Origin of the sequence: Nocardioides marmoriginsengisoli (assembly GCF_003725695.1) — a bacterium.
Classification (GTDB): Bacteria; Actinomycetota; Actinomycetes; order Propionibacteriales; family Nocardioidaceae; genus Marmoricola; species Marmoricola marmoriginsengisoli.
Genome location: NZ_RJSE01000006.1, coordinates 75,001 through 90,146, shown reverse-complemented (window position 1 = coordinate 90,146; position 15,146 = coordinate 75,001). Strand labels below are relative to the sequence as shown.

Here is a 15,146-nt window from a genome sequence, read left to right as displayed (position 1 = left end):
CCATGAGCGCAGCCGACCCCGCATGCATCTTCTGCCGGATCGTCGCCGGGGAGATCCCCGCCGAGAAGGTGCACGAGAGCGAGACCACCTTCGCGTTCCGGGACCTGACCCCGCAGGCGCCCACCCACGTCCTGGTGATCCCGCGGAGCCACTACCCGAACGCGGCGGAGCTGGCGGCGGGCGAGCCGGCGACGGCAGCGCACCTGTTCGACGCGGCCCGCGAGATCGCCGCCGCCGAGGGCCTCGGCAACGGCTACCGGCTCGTCTTCAACACCGGTGCCGACGCGCACCAGACGGTTTTCCACGTGCACATGCACCTGCTCGGCGGCCGCCCGATGGGCTGGCCCCCGGGATGAGCCAGCGGATCCTGGCGGCGCTCGCCGTCCTCGCCCTGACCGCGGGTTGCGGGACCTCCGCGAAGCCGGCGGCCGAGCCGTCGCCTCCCGCGACGGAGCACGCCGGCCACGAGACCCCGCAGGCCGCCCCGGCCGCCCGGAAGCTGCGCGCCGGTGAGCACCGGGTCGACCTCCGGATGCCGAAGGCGTACACGCCGTCGGCTCCCACCGGCGTCGGCACCGACGACTACCGCTGATTCCTGCTCGACCCGAAGGTCGCGAAGGACTCGTTCGTCACCGGCTTCAACGTGCTGCCCGGCAACCCGGACGTGGTGCACCACGTGATCCTGTTCCGGGTGCCGCCGGACCGGGTGGCCGAGGCCGAGGAGAAGGACGCCGAGACCCCGGGGCAGGGCTGGACCTGCTTCGGCACGTCGGGTCTGGGCAACGACGCCACCATCGACGACGCTCCCTGGTTGGGCGCCTGGGCGCCGGGAGGTGCCGAGCAGCTGTACGGCAAGGGCCTCGGCGAGGAGTTCGACGCCGGCTCCCGGATCGTGATGCAGGTGCACTACAACCTGCTCGACGGCGCCGAGCCGGACACCAGCGCCGCCCAGCTCCGGCTGACCGAGGACCCGGCGACGACGCCCTTGCTGACCCAGCTGCTCCCGGTCCAGGTCGAGCTGCCGTGCCGGCCCGGTCATTCCGGCAACAAGCTCTGCGACCGGGCCGAGGCGATGAAGGACGTCCACGCCCGGTTCGGCCCGGTCGCCAAGATCGCCGACTACCTGCACCTGCTCTGCGGCAGCGACGCGCCGGGCCCGGTGCAGAGCTGCACCCGGACGGTGCAGCAGGCCGAGACCGTCCGCGGCGTGGCCGGGCACATGCACCTGCTCGGCAAGTCGATCCGGATCGAGACCAACCCGGGGACGGCGCGGGCCCGGACCGTCCTCGACATCCCGGTCTGGAACTTCGACGACCAGGCCAGCGTGCCGACGCCGCCGATCAAGCTCGCCAAGGGCGACACCATCAAGGTGACCTGCCGTCACAGCCAGGAGCTCCGGGACCGGCTGCCCGCCTTCGAGGGGCAGCCCGACCGGTACGTCGTCTGGGGCGAGGGCACCACCGACGAGATGTGCCTGGGCATCCTGCTGGTCACCCGTCCCTAACCAGGTGCCGAGCAGGGGCCGCTCCCGTACGATGGAGAGCACCATCATCGAGACCGAAGGGCCGCCCGACCAGGGCATTCATGAGTGAGACGAGCAAGGCGAACGGCGATCCCGCCGACCGTCCCAACACGGTGCACACCGTGGTCGTGCCCCAGAGCCTCAACATGGTTTCGCTGCTCGGTCCCGGCGACGAGTACCTCAGCCTGATCGAGCGCGCACTCGAGGCCGACGTCCACGTGCGCGGCAACCAGGTCACGCTGCGCGGCGAGCCGGGCGAGGTCGCGCTTGCCGAACGGATGCTGGACGAGCTGGTCACGATCATCCGCACCGGCCAGAGCCTGAACGCCGAGCTGGTCGAGCGCACCATCGGCATGCTCCGGGCGGAGACCAACGAGCGCCCGGCCGACGTGCTCTCGCTGAACATCCTCTCCAACCGCGGCCGGACGATCCGGCCGAAGACCCTGAACCAGAAGCGGTACGTCGACGCGATCGACCGGAACACGATCGTCTTCGGGATCGGGCCCGCCGGCACCGGCAAGACCTACCTGGCGATGGCCAAGGCGGTCCAGGCGCTGCAGGCGAAGAAGGTCAACCGGATCATCCTGAGCCGGCCCGCGGTCGAGGCGGGGGAGCGGCTCGGGTACCTGCCCGGCACGCTGAGCGAGAAGATCGACCCCTACCTGCGACCCCTGTACGACGCCCTGCACGACATGGTCGACCCGGAGACGATCCCCAAGCTGCTCGCCTCCGGCACCATCGAGGTCGCCCCGCTGGCCTTCCTGCGCGGGCGCTCGCTGAACGACTCCTTCATCATCCTGGACGAGGCGCAGAACACCACGCCCGAGCAGATGAAGATGTTCCTGACCCGGCTCGGGTTCGGTTCCAAGATCGTGGTCACCGGTGACGTCACCCAGACCGACCTGCCGTCCGGCCAGAAGTCCGGGCTCCGGGTGATCGAGGGCATCCTCGACGACATCGACGACATCTCCTTCAACCGGCTGACCGCCTCGGACGTCGTCCGGCACCGCCTGGTCGGCAAGATCGTCGAGGCGTACGACGAGTTCGACGCGCACAGCGAGAGCCGTCGTCAGAACCTGCGGGGGCACGAGTGACGATCGAGGTGCTCAACGAGTCCGGGTTCGACGTCCCGGACGTCCGCCGTACCCAGCAGCTGGCGGCCTTCGTGCTCGCCGAGATGCGGGTGCACCCGCTGGCCGAGCTCTGCGTGACGGCCGTGGACGAGGACACCATCGCCGAGCTGAACGGCACCTGGATGGAGAAGGACGGCCCGACCGATGTCCTGGCCTTCCCGATGGACGAGCTGCGACCGGGCAAGGTCAACGAGGAGCCCGAGGAGGGCGTCCTCGGCGACCTGGTGCTCTGCCCGGCGGTGGCCCAGCGCCAGGCCGAGGAGGCCGCCGCGAAGGGGCAGACGGGCTACACGGTGACCGACGAGCTGGACCTGCTGACGGTGCACGGCATCCTGCACCTGCTCGGCTACGACCACGCGGAGCCGGAGGAGCACGCCGAGATGTTCGGCCTGCAGGCGCGGCTGCTGGCGGCCTGGCACGGGCATGCCTCCGCCGCGACCACGGGGCCGTGATCTCCTGATGAGGGCCGACAGTCCGGGCTTGCTGCTGACCGTGATCGGTCTGGTGCTGGCCGCCGGACTCCTGAGTGCTGCCGAGGCCGCGCTGGCCGGGTTCTCCCGGGCCCGGGCCGAGGCGCTGGCGGCCGAGGCACGTCCCGGCGCCAAGCGGGTGCTGCGGATCCTCGACGACCCGCCGCGCTACCTGAACACCGCCCTGTTCCTGCGGTTGCTGGCCGAGACCGCCGCGATCGTGCTCGCCACCCTGATGGTGGTGGACGCCCTCGACTCCGACGGCTGGAACGCGGTCGCGATCACGGTCGGCATCATGCTGCTGGTCTCGTTCGTGGTGATCGGCGTCGGGCCGCGCACCCTCGGCCGGCAGCACGCCGAGCCGATCGCGCTGGGCTCGGCGGCGGTGATCATCACGCTGACCCGGGTCCTCGGCCCGATCCCGCAGCTGTTGATCATGATCGGCAACGCACTGACGCCGGGCAAGGGATTCTCCGAGGGTCCGTTCGGCTCGGAGGCCGAGCTCCGCGAGATGGTCGACCTAGCCGAGGCCAGCAGCCTGATCGAGTCCGACGAGCGCGCGATGATCCACTCGGTCTTCGAGCTCGGCGACACCATCGTCCGCGAGGTGATGGTGCCGCGCACCGACGTGGTCTTCATCGAGCGGCACAAGACCCTGCGGCAGGCGATGTCGCTCTTCCTGCGCAGCGGGTTCTCCCGGATCCCGGTCACCGGCGAGGACCTCGACGACGTGGTCGGCTTCCTCTACCTCAAGGACGTCTCCCGCCGGGTCTTCGACCGCAAGGACGCCGAGTCGACCGAGCAGGTCGAGTCGCTGATGCGCTCGGTGCTCTGGGTGCCGGACTCCAAGCCCGCCGACGACCTGCTCCGGGAGATGCAGTCCTGGCGCAAGCACGTCGCGATCGTCGTCGACGAGTACGGCGGCACCGCCGGCCTGATCACCATCGAGGACATCCTGGAGGAGATCGTCGGCGAGATCACCGACGAGTTCGACCCGGACGAGATCCCGGTCGAGACCTTGGCCGACGGGTCGGTCCGGGTCTCCTCGCGCTACCCGGTCGACGACCTCGACGAGGTGGTCGGCGTCGAGATCGAGGACGACGAGATCGACTCGGTCGGCGGCCTGATGGCCAAGCACCTCGGCAAGGTCCCGATCCCGGGATCGACGGTCGAGTTCGCCGGGCTGGTGTTCCGGGCCGAGGAGGCCAAGGGGCGGCGCAACAAGATCGGCACCGTGCTGATCACCCGGGCGGAGCCGGTCGCCGAGGAGGCCGACGCCGCCTCCGCCGCGAACGTCTAAAATCCTGCCGTGGCTGTCGACATCACCGATCCCGAGGACAAGAAGCTCGTCGTACTGGCGCGCGCGACGCGGGCCCGCACCGGTGCCGCCGCGGGAGCCGCGCTGCGGGACCTGGACGGGCGCACCTACGCCGGGGCGACCGTCGACCTGCCGTCGCTGCGGGTCTCGGCGCTGGGCGTCTGCATCGCGATGGCGGTGGCCAGCGGAGCCAAGGGCGCCGAGGCCGTGGTCGTCCTGGGGGACGGGCAGCCGGGGCCCGAGGACCTGGCCGCGCTGCTCGAGTTCGCCGGCCCCGGGGTCCCGGCCCACGTCGGCACCCCGAATGGTGCGATCGCGGCGACGCTGACCAGCTGATCCCCGGTAATGCACTTGCGGAGGCACCCTCCGGTAGTACTAAGGTGCAGAGGTGGGCTTGATCGGGACCTCGCGTCACACAACAGCTGTCATGAGGCTGCAGGCCTCCTACGCCCGGATCGCACCGACCGACGTCGTGCGCCTGGCCAAGAAGACCTCGAACCTCTTCCGGCAACGGGCGGCGACGACTGCTCCCGGCCTGGACGTCGAGGGCCTCGCCGGGGTCATCTCGATCGATACGAAGGCGCTGACCGCCGACGTGCAGGGGATGTGCACCTATGAGGACCTGGTCGCCGAGACCCTCAAGTTCGGCCTGATCCCGTACGTCGTCCCGCAGCTGAAGACGATCACGCTCGGCGGCGCCGTCACCGGCCTCGGCATCGAGTCGACGTCGTTCCGCAACGGGCTGCCGCACGAGTCGGTGCTCGAGCTGGACATCTTCACCGGCACCGGCGAGGTGGTCACCTGCACGCCCGAGGGCGAGCACGCCGATCTCTACCGGACCTTCCCGAACTCCTACGGCTCCCTCGGCTACGCGACCCGGTTGCGGATCAAGCTCGAGAAGGTGCCGCCGTACGTCGCCCTGCGGCACGTCCGCTTCCACGAGGCCGACAAGCTCGCCGCGGCGATCGCCGACATCGCCGAGTCCGGCGAGTGGGAGGGCACCCGGGTCGACGGGCTGGACGGCGTCGCGTTCGAGCCGGGGGAGTACTACCTCACCCTGGCCACCTGGACCGAGGAGGCGTCGGCCGAGCCGAGCGACTACACCGGCCAGGACATCTACTTCCGGTCGGTCCAGAACCGCGAGACGGACCTGCTCACCATCCACGACTACCTCTGGCGCTGGGACACCGACTGGTTCTGGTGCTCGGGCGCGTTCGGCGCGCAGAACCCGCGGATCCGGCGGTTCTGGCCGCGGCGCTGGCGGCGCTCGGACGCCTACATGAAGCTGCTCGCCCTCGACCTGCGGTTCGGGATCGCCGACCGGCTCGACCGCCGTGCCGGCCGGGCCGAGCGCGAGCGGGTCGTCCAGGACATCGAGGTCCCGGTGGACCGGCTGGCCGAGTTCCTGGAGTGGTTCGACGCCGAGATCGGGATGCGCCCGGTCTGGCTCTGCCCGTTGCGCTCCAGCCAGGTCTGGCCGTCGTACCCGCTGGTGCCGGAGCGGACCTACGTGAACGCCGGGTTCTGGGGCACCGTGCACGTCGGACCGGACCGGGTGAACGCGCCGATGAACCGCGCGATCGAGGCCGAGGTGCACCGGCTCGACGGGCACAAGTCCCTGTACTCCGAGTCGTTCTACGACCGCGAGACCTTCGACCGCCTGTACGACGGCCGGAATCTCGAGGCGGTCAAGCGACGTTATGACCCTGCGGGCCGGTTGACGAGCCTGTACGAGAAAGCAGTCAAGAAGGTGGAGGCCTGACGATGAGCATCCTGACCCCGACGACCACGATCGCCGACGCGTTCAGCGCGCTGCTGATCGGCGAGATCCCGTTCCGCTTCACGGCGTACGACGGCAGCAGTGCCGGTCCCGAGGACTCGGTGTTCGGGCTGCACCTGAAGAACGAGCGCGGGATGTCGTACCTGGTGACCGCCCCCGGCGACCTCGGTCTGGCGCGGGCCTACGTGATGGGCGACCTGGAGCTGGTCGGCGCCCACCCGGGCGACCCGTTCGCGGCGCTGTCGCACATCAAGGGCAGCAAGACCGGGCTCAAGTTCCGGGCGCCGTCGCCGTCCGAGGCGCTGGCCCTGATCCGCACCGTCGGGGTGGCGAACCTGAAGCCGCCGCCGATCCCGGCCACCGAGCACGCCCCCCGCTGGCGCCGGCTGATGGAGGGCTTCCTGCACTCCCCGGAGCGTGACGCCGAGGTGATCCACCACCACTACGACGTCTCCAACCGCTTCTACGAGCTGGTCCTCGGGCCGTCGATGACCTACACCTGCGCGTGCTTCCCGGCCGAGGACAGCACCCTGGAGGAGGCCCAGTTCCACAAGTACGACCTGGTCGCCCAGAAGCTCGACCTCAAGCCCGGTCAGCGGCTGCTGGACGTCGGCTGCGGTTGGGGCGGGATGGTCCGGCACGCGGTGAAGCACTACGGCGTGACCGCGCTGGGCGTGACGCTCTCGGCCGAGCAGGCCTCCTGGGCGCAGCAGAAGATCAAGGAGGACGGGATCGACGACCGGGCCGAGGTCCGGCACCTCGACTACCGGCACGTGACCGAGAACGACTTCGACGCGGTCTCCTCGATCGGCCTGACCGAGCACATCGGTGTCGCCAACTACCCGGCGTACTTCGGCTTCCTGCGGGACCGCCTCAAGCCCGAGGGCCGGCTGCTGAACCACTCGATCACCCGGGCCGACAACAAGAAGACGGCCACCGGCGCGTTCATCGACCGCTACGTCTTCCCCGACGGCGAGCTCACCGGCTCGGGACGGATGATCACCGAGATCCAGGACGCCGGGCTGGAGGTGCACCACGAGGAGAACCTCCGGATGCACTACGCCAAGACCCTGGCCGGCTGGAACGCGTACCTGGTGGAGAACTGGGACGAGTGCGTGGCCGAGGTCGGCGAGGAGACGGCCCGCGTCTGGGGCCTGTACATCGCCGGCTCGCGGATGGGCTTCGAGACCAACGAGATCCAGCTGCACCAGGTGCTCGCCACCAAGACCACCCCCGACGGCGCCAGCGGCTACCCGCTCCGCCCCACCTGGACCCCCTGAACCGTCGAACAGTCCCTTCCGGTCCGTTGAATGGGCCCTTTGAACCGTTGAACGGGCCCCTTTTGGTCGGGTGAGTGCGGAGGTTCGGCCCGTTCGCCTGGCCGTTGTGGCGCACCATAGGCGGATGCGCGCGCGTTCTCGGATTCCCATCGCCCTGCTCGTCGCCGTCCTCGGTGCCGGTCTGCTACCGGCGGGCTCGGGTGCCCGGCCGGCGCCGATCGGGCAGGACCCGATCGTCCCGGGCGAGGTGTACACCGGCGACTTCCCCGATCCGGCGGTGCTCCGCATCGGGACGACGTACTACGCCTACGCCACCACCAGCTCCGGGCTCAACCTGCCGACGCTGATCTCGAAGGACCTGCGGACCTGGCGCGCCGCCCCGGTCACGACGGCGACGCCCGCCGGCGACTCGTTGCCGCGCACGGCCACCTGGTCGGCCGGGAAGGAGCGCAGCGACGGCAGGTTCCGGGCCACCACCTGGGCGCCGACGGTGACCCGGCTCGGCCCGGGCAGGTTCGTCCTCGCGTACTCCACCCAGGTCGCCGGTGCTCCTGGCAAGAAGATGTGCGTCTCGCTGGCGACCTCGTCACGACCGACCGGACCGTTCGTCGACACCAGCACCCGCCCGCTGATCTGCCCGGCCCAGGGCGCCATCGATCCGCAGGTGTGGGTCGCGCCGACCGGTCGGCCGTGGATCGTCTGGAAGCTCGACCACCACCCGGCCGGGCTCTTCACGACGCCGATGAACGCCGCCGGTACGGCGCTGGCCGGCCGTCGCTACTTCCTCACCGGCATCCGTCAGCCGTGGGAGGGGAACATCATCGAGAACCCGGCGATGATCCGGTACGCCGGCCGCTTCTACCTCTTCTACTCGGCCAACTCCTACGCCTCGACCCGCTACGCGATCAGCTACCTGGTCTGCAAGACCGGGCACGGTCCGTGCAAGCGGCCGCGGAAGAAGCCGCTGATCGCCACCGACAAGTACCGCGCCGGCCCCGGCGGCCCGATGCCGTTCGTCGACACCGCCGGCCGGCTCCGGGTGGCGTACCACGCCTGGCGGGCCGGGGCGGTCGGCTACCCGGACACGGCGGAGTGCCGCGGGACCGCGCTGGGGTGCCCGCAGCGCCGGCTCTTCGTCGCGCACCTCCGCCCGGACCGGAAGGGGTTGCTGAAGGTCGTCACCCGGCGGGCGGTCAGGACTGCCCGCTAACCCCGATAACCTTGACCTCGTGAATGCCCGCCCCGAAGCCCGTTCCTTCTCCGGCACGGTGACCCGCCGCGAGGTCCTCGGCGACCACCTGATCCGGGTGGCGATCGAGGGCCTGGACGGCTTCGTGAGCACCGGCATCCCGGACGAGTGGGTGGCCCTCACCGTGCCCGGCCAGTTCCAGACCCGCTACTACACGGTCCGCTCGTACGACGGCTCCGAGCTGGTCCTCGACATCGTGGTCCACGACGAGGGCCTGGTGACGCAGTGGGCGCAGACCGAGTGCGTCGGCGACGTCGTCGGCATCTCGATGCCGAAGGGATCGTTCGAGCTGCCGGCCGACGCCGCCTGGGTGGTCCTGGTCGGTGACCTCACCGGGCTGCCCGCGATCGCGCGGATCGGCGAGAGCGTCACGCTGCCGGTGACCGCGTACGTCGAAACCCCGGACCACCCGCTGGCCGACTACACCGACCTGCCGATCACCTGGGTCGACGCGCCGGGGCCGGAGCAGAGCGGCGTCGCCGACCTGGTCCGCGGCCTCGACTGGCCCGAGGGCCCCGGCTACTTCTGGATGGCCGGCGAGTCCGCGCAGATGCGCGACATCCGCCGGCACGTCCGCCAGGACCTCGGCCGGGCCTCCACCGAGTACGACGTGATGGGCTACTGGAGCGTGAGCCGCGGACGGCAGCGCCGGGCGGTCGATCCGGGCCCGATCTACGCGGCCGGCAAGGCAGCGGGCAAGAGCGACGACCAGATCTGGCAGGACTACGACGAGGCACGGGGCGGCTGATGACGGACGAGACCTACAAGAGCGGTTTCGCCTGCTTCGTGGGCAGGCCGAACGCGGGCAAGTCGACGCTGACCAATGCGCTGGTCGGGTCCAAGGTGGTGATCACCTCGTCCAAGCCGCAGACCACCCGGACCGTCGTCCGGGGGATCGTGCACCGCGACGACGCCCAGCTCGTCCTCGTCGACACCCCGGGTCTGCACAAGCCGCGGACCCTGCTGGGGGAGCGGCTCAACGACCTGGTGAAGACCACCTGGGCCGAGGTCGACGTGGTCGCGGTCTGCTTCCCGGCGAACGAGAAGCCCGGACCCGGTGACCGGTTCATCGTCAACGAGCTCGCGAAGGTGCGGAAGTCGGTCAAGTTCGCGATCGCCACCAAGACCGACCTGGTGACCTCCGAGCAGCTCGGCGAGCACCTGCTGGCGATCGCCGAGCTCGGCCGCGAGACCGGGACCGAGTGGGCGCAGATCGTGCCGGTCTCGGCGCACTCCGGCGACCAGGTGCAGCTGCTGGCCGACCTCTTCGTCGACCAGCTCCCGGAGGGCCCGCAGCTCTACCCCGACGGCGAGCTCTCCGACGCACCCGAGGAGGCGATCGTCGCCGAGCTGATCCGGGAGGCCTCGCTCGAGGGCGTCCGCGACGAGCTGCCGCACTCGATCGCGGTCGTGGTCGAGGAAATGGGCCTCAAGGAGGACCGTCCGGCCGACAAGCCGCTGCTCTACATCTACGCGAACCTGTTCGTGGAGCGGGACAGCCAGAAGGGCATCATCATCGGCCACAAGGGCGCCCGGCTGAAGGAGGTCGGGATGGCGGCCCGCAAGCAGATCGAGGCGATCCTGGGCACCCCTGTCTACCTCGACCTGCGGGTGAAGATCGCCAAGGACTGGCAGCGCGACCCGCGGCAGCTCCGCAAGCTCGGCTTCTAGGCGCCCGGCTCCGGGAGGCCGAGCGACTCCAGGTACGCCGCCGCCACCGACTTCGGCACGCACATCGTCCAGGCGTCGATGATCAACTCGCGGAGCTCGTCGACCTCCAGGGCCTCCATCCGCGCGGCGACCCATTGGTAACGCATGTCCGAGGGACGCGGAAGCATGAACTTCTCCGGCTCGCCGGCGACCAGACCCTCGCGCTCCTCGCGCGGGAACCCGAACCCGAGTCGGGTCTCGTCGGGGGAGACGGCCGCGAACACGATCTGCTTGACCCGGAACTTGGTGGCCTCCCGGACCTGCGCCTCGTAGGCGCGGGGCAGCGACAACGCGATGTCGCGGACATCCTGGAGGGTCACGGGCATGGGGACCACCCTGGCACCGGACACCGACATCGACCAGAATCGGCGCATGCTGCTCGCCGACGCCCTCGCCGGCCCGGTCCTCGAGGTGGCGCCGCGGCTGCTCGGCGCCACGCTGCGCCACGGCGACGTCGCCGTCCGGATCACCGAGGTCGAGGCGTACGACGGCCCGAACGATCCGGGCTCGCACGCCTTCCGCGGCCCGACGCCGCGCAACCGGGTGATGTTCGGGCCGCCGGGCTTCCTGTACGTCTACTTCGTCTACGGCATGCACCACTGCGCCAACGTGGTCTGCGGCCCGGAGGGCACCGCGTCGGCGGTGCTGCTGCGAGCCGGTGAGATCGCCGGCGCTGAGCCGAGCACGGCGCGCGGCCCGGCGAAGCTCTGCCGGGCGCTCGGCCTGGACCGGGAGCAGTCCGGTGCCGACCTGGTCGCCGGTCCGGTGACGCTGACCCTCGGCGAGCCGGTCGAGCCGGCCAGGATCGCGACCGGACCCCGGGTCGGGCTCCGGCTGGCGGCGGAGAATCCGTGGCGGTTCTGGATCGAGGGCGATCCGACGGTGAGTCGGTACGTCCCGGCGAAACCGGCTCGGGACCATCGACGCAGCAACTAGAACGCGTTACAGTTTGCCCATGAGTCTGCCGTCCTCCATCACGCCCGAACTGCTCAAGAAGCTCACCGACATGGTGGTCTCCACCAGCGGTCGCACGTACCCGCTCACCGAGGTCTACACCGGTGACAAGGTCGTCGACCTGCCGCAGTCGAGCCCCGAGGACGTCGAGACGGCGTACGCCGAGGCGCGCAAGGCCCAGGCGGTCTGGGCCTCCTGGCCGCTGAAGCGCCGCATCGACGTGATGAAGCGCTTCCACGAGCTGCTGCTCCAGAACGGCCTGAACATCGCCGACCTGATGCAGGTCGAGACCGGCAAGGCCCGCCGGATGGCGTTCGAGGAGACCTGCGACGTCCTGATGGTGACCAGCCACTACATCAAGGCGGCGCCGCGGATCCTCAAGGAGAAGAAGCACGGGGGAGTCGTCCCGATCGTCTCCACCTCGACCGAGGTCCGCCTGCCCAAGGGCGTTGTCGGCCTGATCTCGCCGTGGAACTTCCCGTTCGCCACCAGCCTCTCCGACGCGATGCCGGCCCTGATCGCGGGCAACGGCATCGTGCTCAAGCCGGACAACAAGTCCACCCTGAACGTGGCCTTCGGCGTCGGCCTGCTCTACGAAGCCGGGATGCCCGCCGGCCTGCTCCAGATCGTCTGCGGCGAGGGCCCGGACATCGGACCGACCATCGTGGACAACGCCGACTACGTGATGTTCACCGGCTCCACCGCGACCGGTCGGACGATCGGCGCGCAGGCGGGCCAGAACCTGACGGCGTGCACGCTGGAGCTCGGCGGCAAGAACCCGCTGATCGTCCTCGACGACGCGAACCTGGACGAGGTCATCCCCGGCACGATCATGGGCGCGTTCCTCAACACCGGCCAGGCGTGCATGCACATCGAGCGGATCTACGTCTCCGAGAAGCGCAAGGACGAGTTCACCCAGCGGTTCGTCCAGGCGGCCCAGGCGATCGGTGTCGGGGCGTCGTACGACTTCGCCCCGGACATGGGTTCGCTGGTCTCGGTGCCGCAGCGCGAGCGGGTCGAGTCGCACGTCGAGGACGCCGTCGCGAAGGGCGCCACCGTGCTCACCGGGGGCAAAGCCCGCCCCGACCTCGGGCCGGCGTTCTTCGAGCCGACGGTGCTGACCGACATCACCGACGACATGATCCTGGCCAAGATGGAGACCTTCGGTCCCGTCACCTCGATCTACACCTACAAGACCGTCGACGAGGCCGTCGCCCTGGCCAACGACACCGACTACGGCCTGAACGCCAGCGTCTGGGGCTCGGACCTCAAGGCTGCCGAGGCGGTGGGCCGTCGGATCGAGGCCGGCAACATCAACATCAACGACGGGCTCGCCGCGTCGTACGCCAGCAAGAAGAGCACCTCGGGCGGCTTCAAGACCTCGGGCGTCGGCAGCCGTCACGGCGATGCCGGGATGCTCAAGTACACAGACGTCCAGAACGTCGCCGTGCTGAAGAAGCAGGTCCTGAGCAACCCGCCGGACACCGACTGGGACAAGAACGTCGACAAGACGGTGAAGGGCCTGCGGTTCATGCGGAAGCTCGGCATCCGCTGAGCCCGGTTCGCCCCTGATGGGCCGGATGCGGCAGGCTTAGCCCTGCTCATCCGGTTCTCCTGAGAGGTTCATCGTGACCGTCGACCCGACCCTGCTCGACGATCTGGAGTGGCGCGGCCTGATCGCCCACTCCACCGATCGTGAGGCTCTGCGCGACGCGCTGACGCAGGGAAGCGTGCGGTTCTATGTGGGCTTCGACCCGACCGCGCCCAGCCTGCACATGGGCAACCTGGTGCAGATCCTGACGGCACGTCGGCTGCAGCAGGCCGGGCACACGCCGTTCGCGCTGGTCGGCGGCGCCACCGGGATGATCGGCGATCCGCGGGACTCGGGGGAGCGCACCCTGAACTCGCTGGACACCGTCAAGGAGTGGGTCGGGCGGGTCCGCGGGCAGATCGAGCCGTACCTCGACTTCGAGGGCGCGAACGGCGCCACCATGGTCAACAACTACGACTGGACGGCATCGCTCTCGACCATCGACTTCCTCCGCGACGTCGGCAAGCACTTCCCGGTGAACCGGATGCTCGCCCGCGACGTGGTGAAGAGCCGGCTCGAGGCGGGGATCTCCTACACGGAGTTCAGCTACATCCTGCTGCAGTCGATGGACTTCCTCGAGCTCTACCGCCAATACGGAGTCACGCTCCAGTTCGGCGGCTCCGACCAGTGGGGCAACCTGACCGGCGGCGCCGAGCTGATCCGGCGGGCCGAGGCCGGCAAGGCGCACGCCTTCGCGACGCCGCTGATCACGAAGTCCGACGGCACCAAGTACGGCAAGACCGAGGGCGGTGCGCTGTGGCTCGACCCGGAGATGATGTCGCCGTACGCCTTCCACCAGTTCTGGCTGAACGTCGAGGACGCCAAGGTCGGCGAGCTGCTGCGGGTGTTCACGTTCTTCTCGCGCGCGGAGATCGAGGAGCTCGAGGCGGTGACCGCCGCCGAACCGTTCCGCCGGGCCGGCCAGAAGGCACTGGCCGACGCGGTCACGACGCTGGTGCACGGCGAGGCGGAGACCGAGCACGCCAAGGCGGCAGCGGCGGCGCTCTTCGGTACCGGCGACCTCGCCGGGCTGAACGCGGCCACCCTGGCGGCGGCGCTGCGCGAAGCCGGCACCATCCAGGCGGCTCCCGGGACGTCGTACGTCGACCTGCTGGTGGAGACCGGGCTCGTCAAGAGCAAGGGCGACGCGCGCCGAACGATTGCCGAGGGCGGCGCCTACCTCAACAACGAGCGGATCACCGACGTCGACCTGGTGCCGGACGCCTCGCACCTGGTCGCCGGCAGCTGGCTGGTGCTGCGCCGCGGCAAGCGGAACTTCGCCGGCGTGGAGATCGGCTGACCGATGCCCAGCAGCTGGCTCGCCGCACTCGAGGACGAGGCGAGCAAGGTGCTGCCTGCGGTCTTCTTCGAGTACTTCCGGCAGGGATCGGGCGACTCGGTCGCGTCCACGGATGCCGCGGCGGCGTGGGACCGGTACCGACTGGTTCCCCGGGTCCTCAACGACGTGCGGGACGTGGATCTGACGGGCTCGTTCCTGGGGACGCCGGCATCGCTTCCGATCGGCGTCGCTCCGACCACCTTGCAACGCGCCGCCGACCCGGCCGGCGAGGCGGCGATGGCCCGGGCCTGCGCCGGCTCCGGCGTGCCGATGGTGCTCTCCAGCAACGCCTCGACACCGTTCGCCGAGGTCGCCGCGACGGGAGTGCGCTGGTGGCTGCAGGCCTACCTGCCCGAGGAGCGCCTGCTCGCCGTCCCGATGCTCGAGGCTGCCGTCGCGTCCGGAGCGGGCGCGATCGTGCTCACCGTGGACACCCCGGTGGTCGCGGCCAAGCGCGACGGCGACGGCCCGAGCGCGCTGACCCAGGTTCCTCCGGAGTGGCTGCGCGTCAACCTCGGTGACGCCGCGGACGCACCGAAGGCACGGGACCTGGGGGTGCGCGACATCGCGTGGTTGCGGGAGCTGACCGGCCTGCCGGTCGTGGTGAAGGGAGTGCTGCACCCCGAGGACGCGCTTCGGGCCGCCGATGCGGGTGCCGCCGCGGTCTGGGTCTCGAACCACGGCGGCCGCCAGCTGGCACGTGCGGCCAGTACGGCGGGGTGCCTGCCGGGCGTGGTGGAGGCGCTCGGCGGCGCCGTCGAGGTGTACGTCGACGGGGGAGTGCGCGACCCGATGTCCGC

Annotated in this window: 17 protein-coding genes (1 of these 17 running past the window's edge); 16 read left to right on the top strand and 1 reads right to left on the bottom strand. The window is 70.2% G+C overall.

Translation table 11 applies throughout. The features are described 5' to 3' along the window. The first annotated feature begins 2 nt into the window (after positions 1-2). The 12 genes from EFK50_RS08245 (at position 3) to era (ending at position 10,423) form a co-directional block, all read left to right on the top strand. Positions 3-356, top strand: a complete 354-nt coding sequence (locus EFK50_RS08245; protein WP_123227101.1) for a histidine triad nucleotide-binding protein — start codon at positions 3-5, stop codon at positions 354-356. Then, positions 353-592 (top strand): hypothetical protein, encoded by a 240-nt coding sequence (locus EFK50_RS22145; protein WP_183407732.1) that lies wholly within the window; start codon positions 353-355, stop codon positions 590-592. The genes EFK50_RS08245 and EFK50_RS22145 overlap by 4 nt, the downstream gene beginning before the upstream one ends. A gap of 51 nt (positions 593-643) precedes the next feature. Beyond that, complete coding sequence (locus EFK50_RS08240) at positions 644-1,504, top strand: hypothetical protein (RefSeq protein WP_123227100.1); 861 nt, start codon at positions 644-646, stop codon at positions 1,502-1,504. Between the two features lie 80 nt (positions 1,505-1,584). Further along, positions 1,585-2,616 carry a PhoH family protein gene (locus EFK50_RS08235; RefSeq protein WP_123227099.1) on the top strand — a complete coding sequence of 344 codons (1,032 nt, stop codon included), beginning with the start codon at positions 1,585-1,587 and terminating at the stop codon, positions 2,614-2,616. Continuing rightward, complete coding sequence (ybeY, locus tag EFK50_RS08230) at positions 2,613-3,107, top strand: rRNA maturation RNase YbeY (protein WP_123227098.1); 495 nt, start codon at positions 2,613-2,615, stop codon at positions 3,105-3,107. The genes EFK50_RS08235 and ybeY overlap by 4 nt, the downstream gene beginning before the upstream one ends. Before the next feature lie 7 nt (positions 3,108-3,114). Further along, positions 3,115-4,425: a hemolysin family protein gene (locus EFK50_RS08225; RefSeq protein WP_123227097.1), complete on the top strand. Its 1,311-nt coding sequence runs from the start codon at positions 3,115-3,117 to the stop codon at positions 4,423-4,425. 9 nt (positions 4,426-4,434) lie between these two features. After that, positions 4,435-4,779: a cytidine deaminase gene (locus EFK50_RS08220; protein ID WP_123227096.1), complete on the top strand. Its 345-nt coding sequence runs from the start codon at positions 4,435-4,437 to the stop codon at positions 4,777-4,779. 91 nt (positions 4,780-4,870) lie between these two features. After that, a complete protein-coding gene (locus EFK50_RS08215; RefSeq protein ID WP_123227095.1) occupies positions 4,871-6,205 on the top strand; it encodes an FAD-binding oxidoreductase in 1,335 nt (444 codons plus the stop codon). A 2-nt stretch (positions 6,206-6,207) separates the two neighbouring features. Beyond that, positions 6,208-7,503: an SAM-dependent methyltransferase gene (locus EFK50_RS08210; protein ID WP_123227094.1), complete on the top strand. Its 1,296-nt coding sequence runs from the start codon at positions 6,208-6,210 to the stop codon at positions 7,501-7,503. Between the two features lie 124 nt (positions 7,504-7,627). Next, complete coding sequence (locus tag EFK50_RS08205) at positions 7,628-8,713, top strand: glycoside hydrolase family 43 protein (protein ID WP_123227093.1); 1,086 nt, start codon at positions 7,628-7,630, stop codon at positions 8,711-8,713. Positions 8,714-8,732: 19 nt separating this feature from the next. Further along, positions 8,733-9,500, top strand: a complete 768-nt coding sequence (locus tag EFK50_RS08200) for a siderophore-interacting protein (protein ID WP_123227092.1) — start codon at positions 8,733-8,735, stop codon at positions 9,498-9,500. Next, positions 9,500-10,423: a GTPase Era gene (era, locus tag EFK50_RS08195; protein WP_123227091.1), complete on the top strand. Its 924-nt coding sequence runs from the start codon at positions 9,500-9,502 to the stop codon at positions 10,421-10,423. The genes EFK50_RS08200 and era overlap by 1 nt, the downstream gene beginning before the upstream one ends. Here era and EFK50_RS08190 read toward each other — a convergent pair. Next, positions 10,420-10,788 (bottom strand): MmcQ/YjbR family DNA-binding protein, encoded by a 369-nt coding sequence (locus tag EFK50_RS08190; RefSeq protein WP_123227090.1) that lies wholly within the window; start codon positions 10,786-10,788, stop codon positions 10,420-10,422. The two genes, era and EFK50_RS08190, sit on opposite strands and share 4 nt — an antisense overlap. Before the next feature lie 46 nt (positions 10,789-10,834). Here EFK50_RS08190 and EFK50_RS08185 point away from each other — a divergent pair, with 46 nt between their 5' ends. The 4 genes from EFK50_RS08185 to EFK50_RS08170 all read left to right on the top strand — a co-directional run. Beyond that, positions 10,835-11,398 (top strand): DNA-3-methyladenine glycosylase, encoded by a 564-nt coding sequence (locus tag EFK50_RS08185; protein WP_123227182.1) that lies wholly within the window; start codon positions 10,835-10,837, stop codon positions 11,396-11,398. Between the two features lie 19 nt (positions 11,399-11,417). Next, positions 11,418-12,971: a succinic semialdehyde dehydrogenase gene (locus tag EFK50_RS08180; RefSeq protein WP_123227089.1), complete on the top strand. Its 1,554-nt coding sequence runs from the start codon at positions 11,418-11,420 to the stop codon at positions 12,969-12,971. A 73-nt stretch (positions 12,972-13,044) separates the two neighbouring features. Next, a complete protein-coding gene (tyrS, locus tag EFK50_RS08175) occupies positions 13,045-14,307 on the top strand; it encodes a tyrosine--tRNA ligase (RefSeq protein WP_123227088.1) in 1,263 nt (420 codons plus the stop codon). A 3-nt stretch (positions 14,308-14,310) separates the two neighbouring features. Further along, a protein-coding gene (locus EFK50_RS08170) for an alpha-hydroxy acid oxidase (RefSeq protein WP_123227087.1) crosses the window boundary here: on the top strand, positions 14,311-15,146 show its 5' portion. 193 nt of this gene lie beyond the right edge of the window; only the first 836 of its 1,029 coding nucleotides appear in the window; it begins with the start codon at positions 14,311-14,313; its stop codon lies beyond the right edge, outside the window.

Bases quoted from the DNA above. Each gene is read 5' to 3' on its own strand.
- EFK50_RS08245 (WP_123227101.1), top strand. From the start codon at position 3: ATGAGCGCAGCCGACCCCGCATGCATCTTCTGCCGGATCGTCGCCGGG.
- EFK50_RS22145 (WP_183407732.1), top strand. From the start codon at position 353: ATGAGCCAGCGGATCCTGGCGGCGCTCGCCGTCCTCGCCCTGACCGCG.
- EFK50_RS08235 (WP_123227099.1), top strand. From the start codon at position 1,585: ATGAGTGAGACGAGCAAGGCGAACGGCGATCCCGCCGACCGTCCCAAC.
- EFK50_RS08225 (WP_123227097.1), top strand. From the start codon at position 3,115: ATGAGGGCCGACAGTCCGGGCTTGCTGCTGACCGTGATCGGTCTGGTG.
- EFK50_RS08215 (WP_123227095.1), top strand. From the start codon at position 4,871: ATGAGGCTGCAGGCCTCCTACGCCCGGATCGCACCGACCGACGTCGTG.
- EFK50_RS08210 (WP_123227094.1), top strand. From the start codon at position 6,208: ATGAGCATCCTGACCCCGACGACCACGATCGCCGACGCGTTCAGCGCG.
- EFK50_RS08205 (WP_123227093.1), top strand. From the start codon at position 7,628: ATGCGCGCGCGTTCTCGGATTCCCATCGCCCTGCTCGTCGCCGTCCTC.
- era (WP_123227091.1), top strand. From the start codon at position 9,500: ATGACGGACGAGACCTACAAGAGCGGTTTCGCCTGCTTCGTGGGCAGG.
- EFK50_RS08190 (WP_123227090.1), bottom strand. From the start codon at position 10,788: ATGCCCGTGACCCTCCAGGATGTCCGCGACATCGCGTTGTCGCTGCCC.
- EFK50_RS08185 (WP_123227182.1), top strand. From the start codon at position 10,835: ATGCTGCTCGCCGACGCCCTCGCCGGCCCGGTCCTCGAGGTGGCGCCG.
- EFK50_RS08180 (WP_123227089.1), top strand. From the start codon at position 11,418: ATGAGTCTGCCGTCCTCCATCACGCCCGAACTGCTCAAGAAGCTCACC.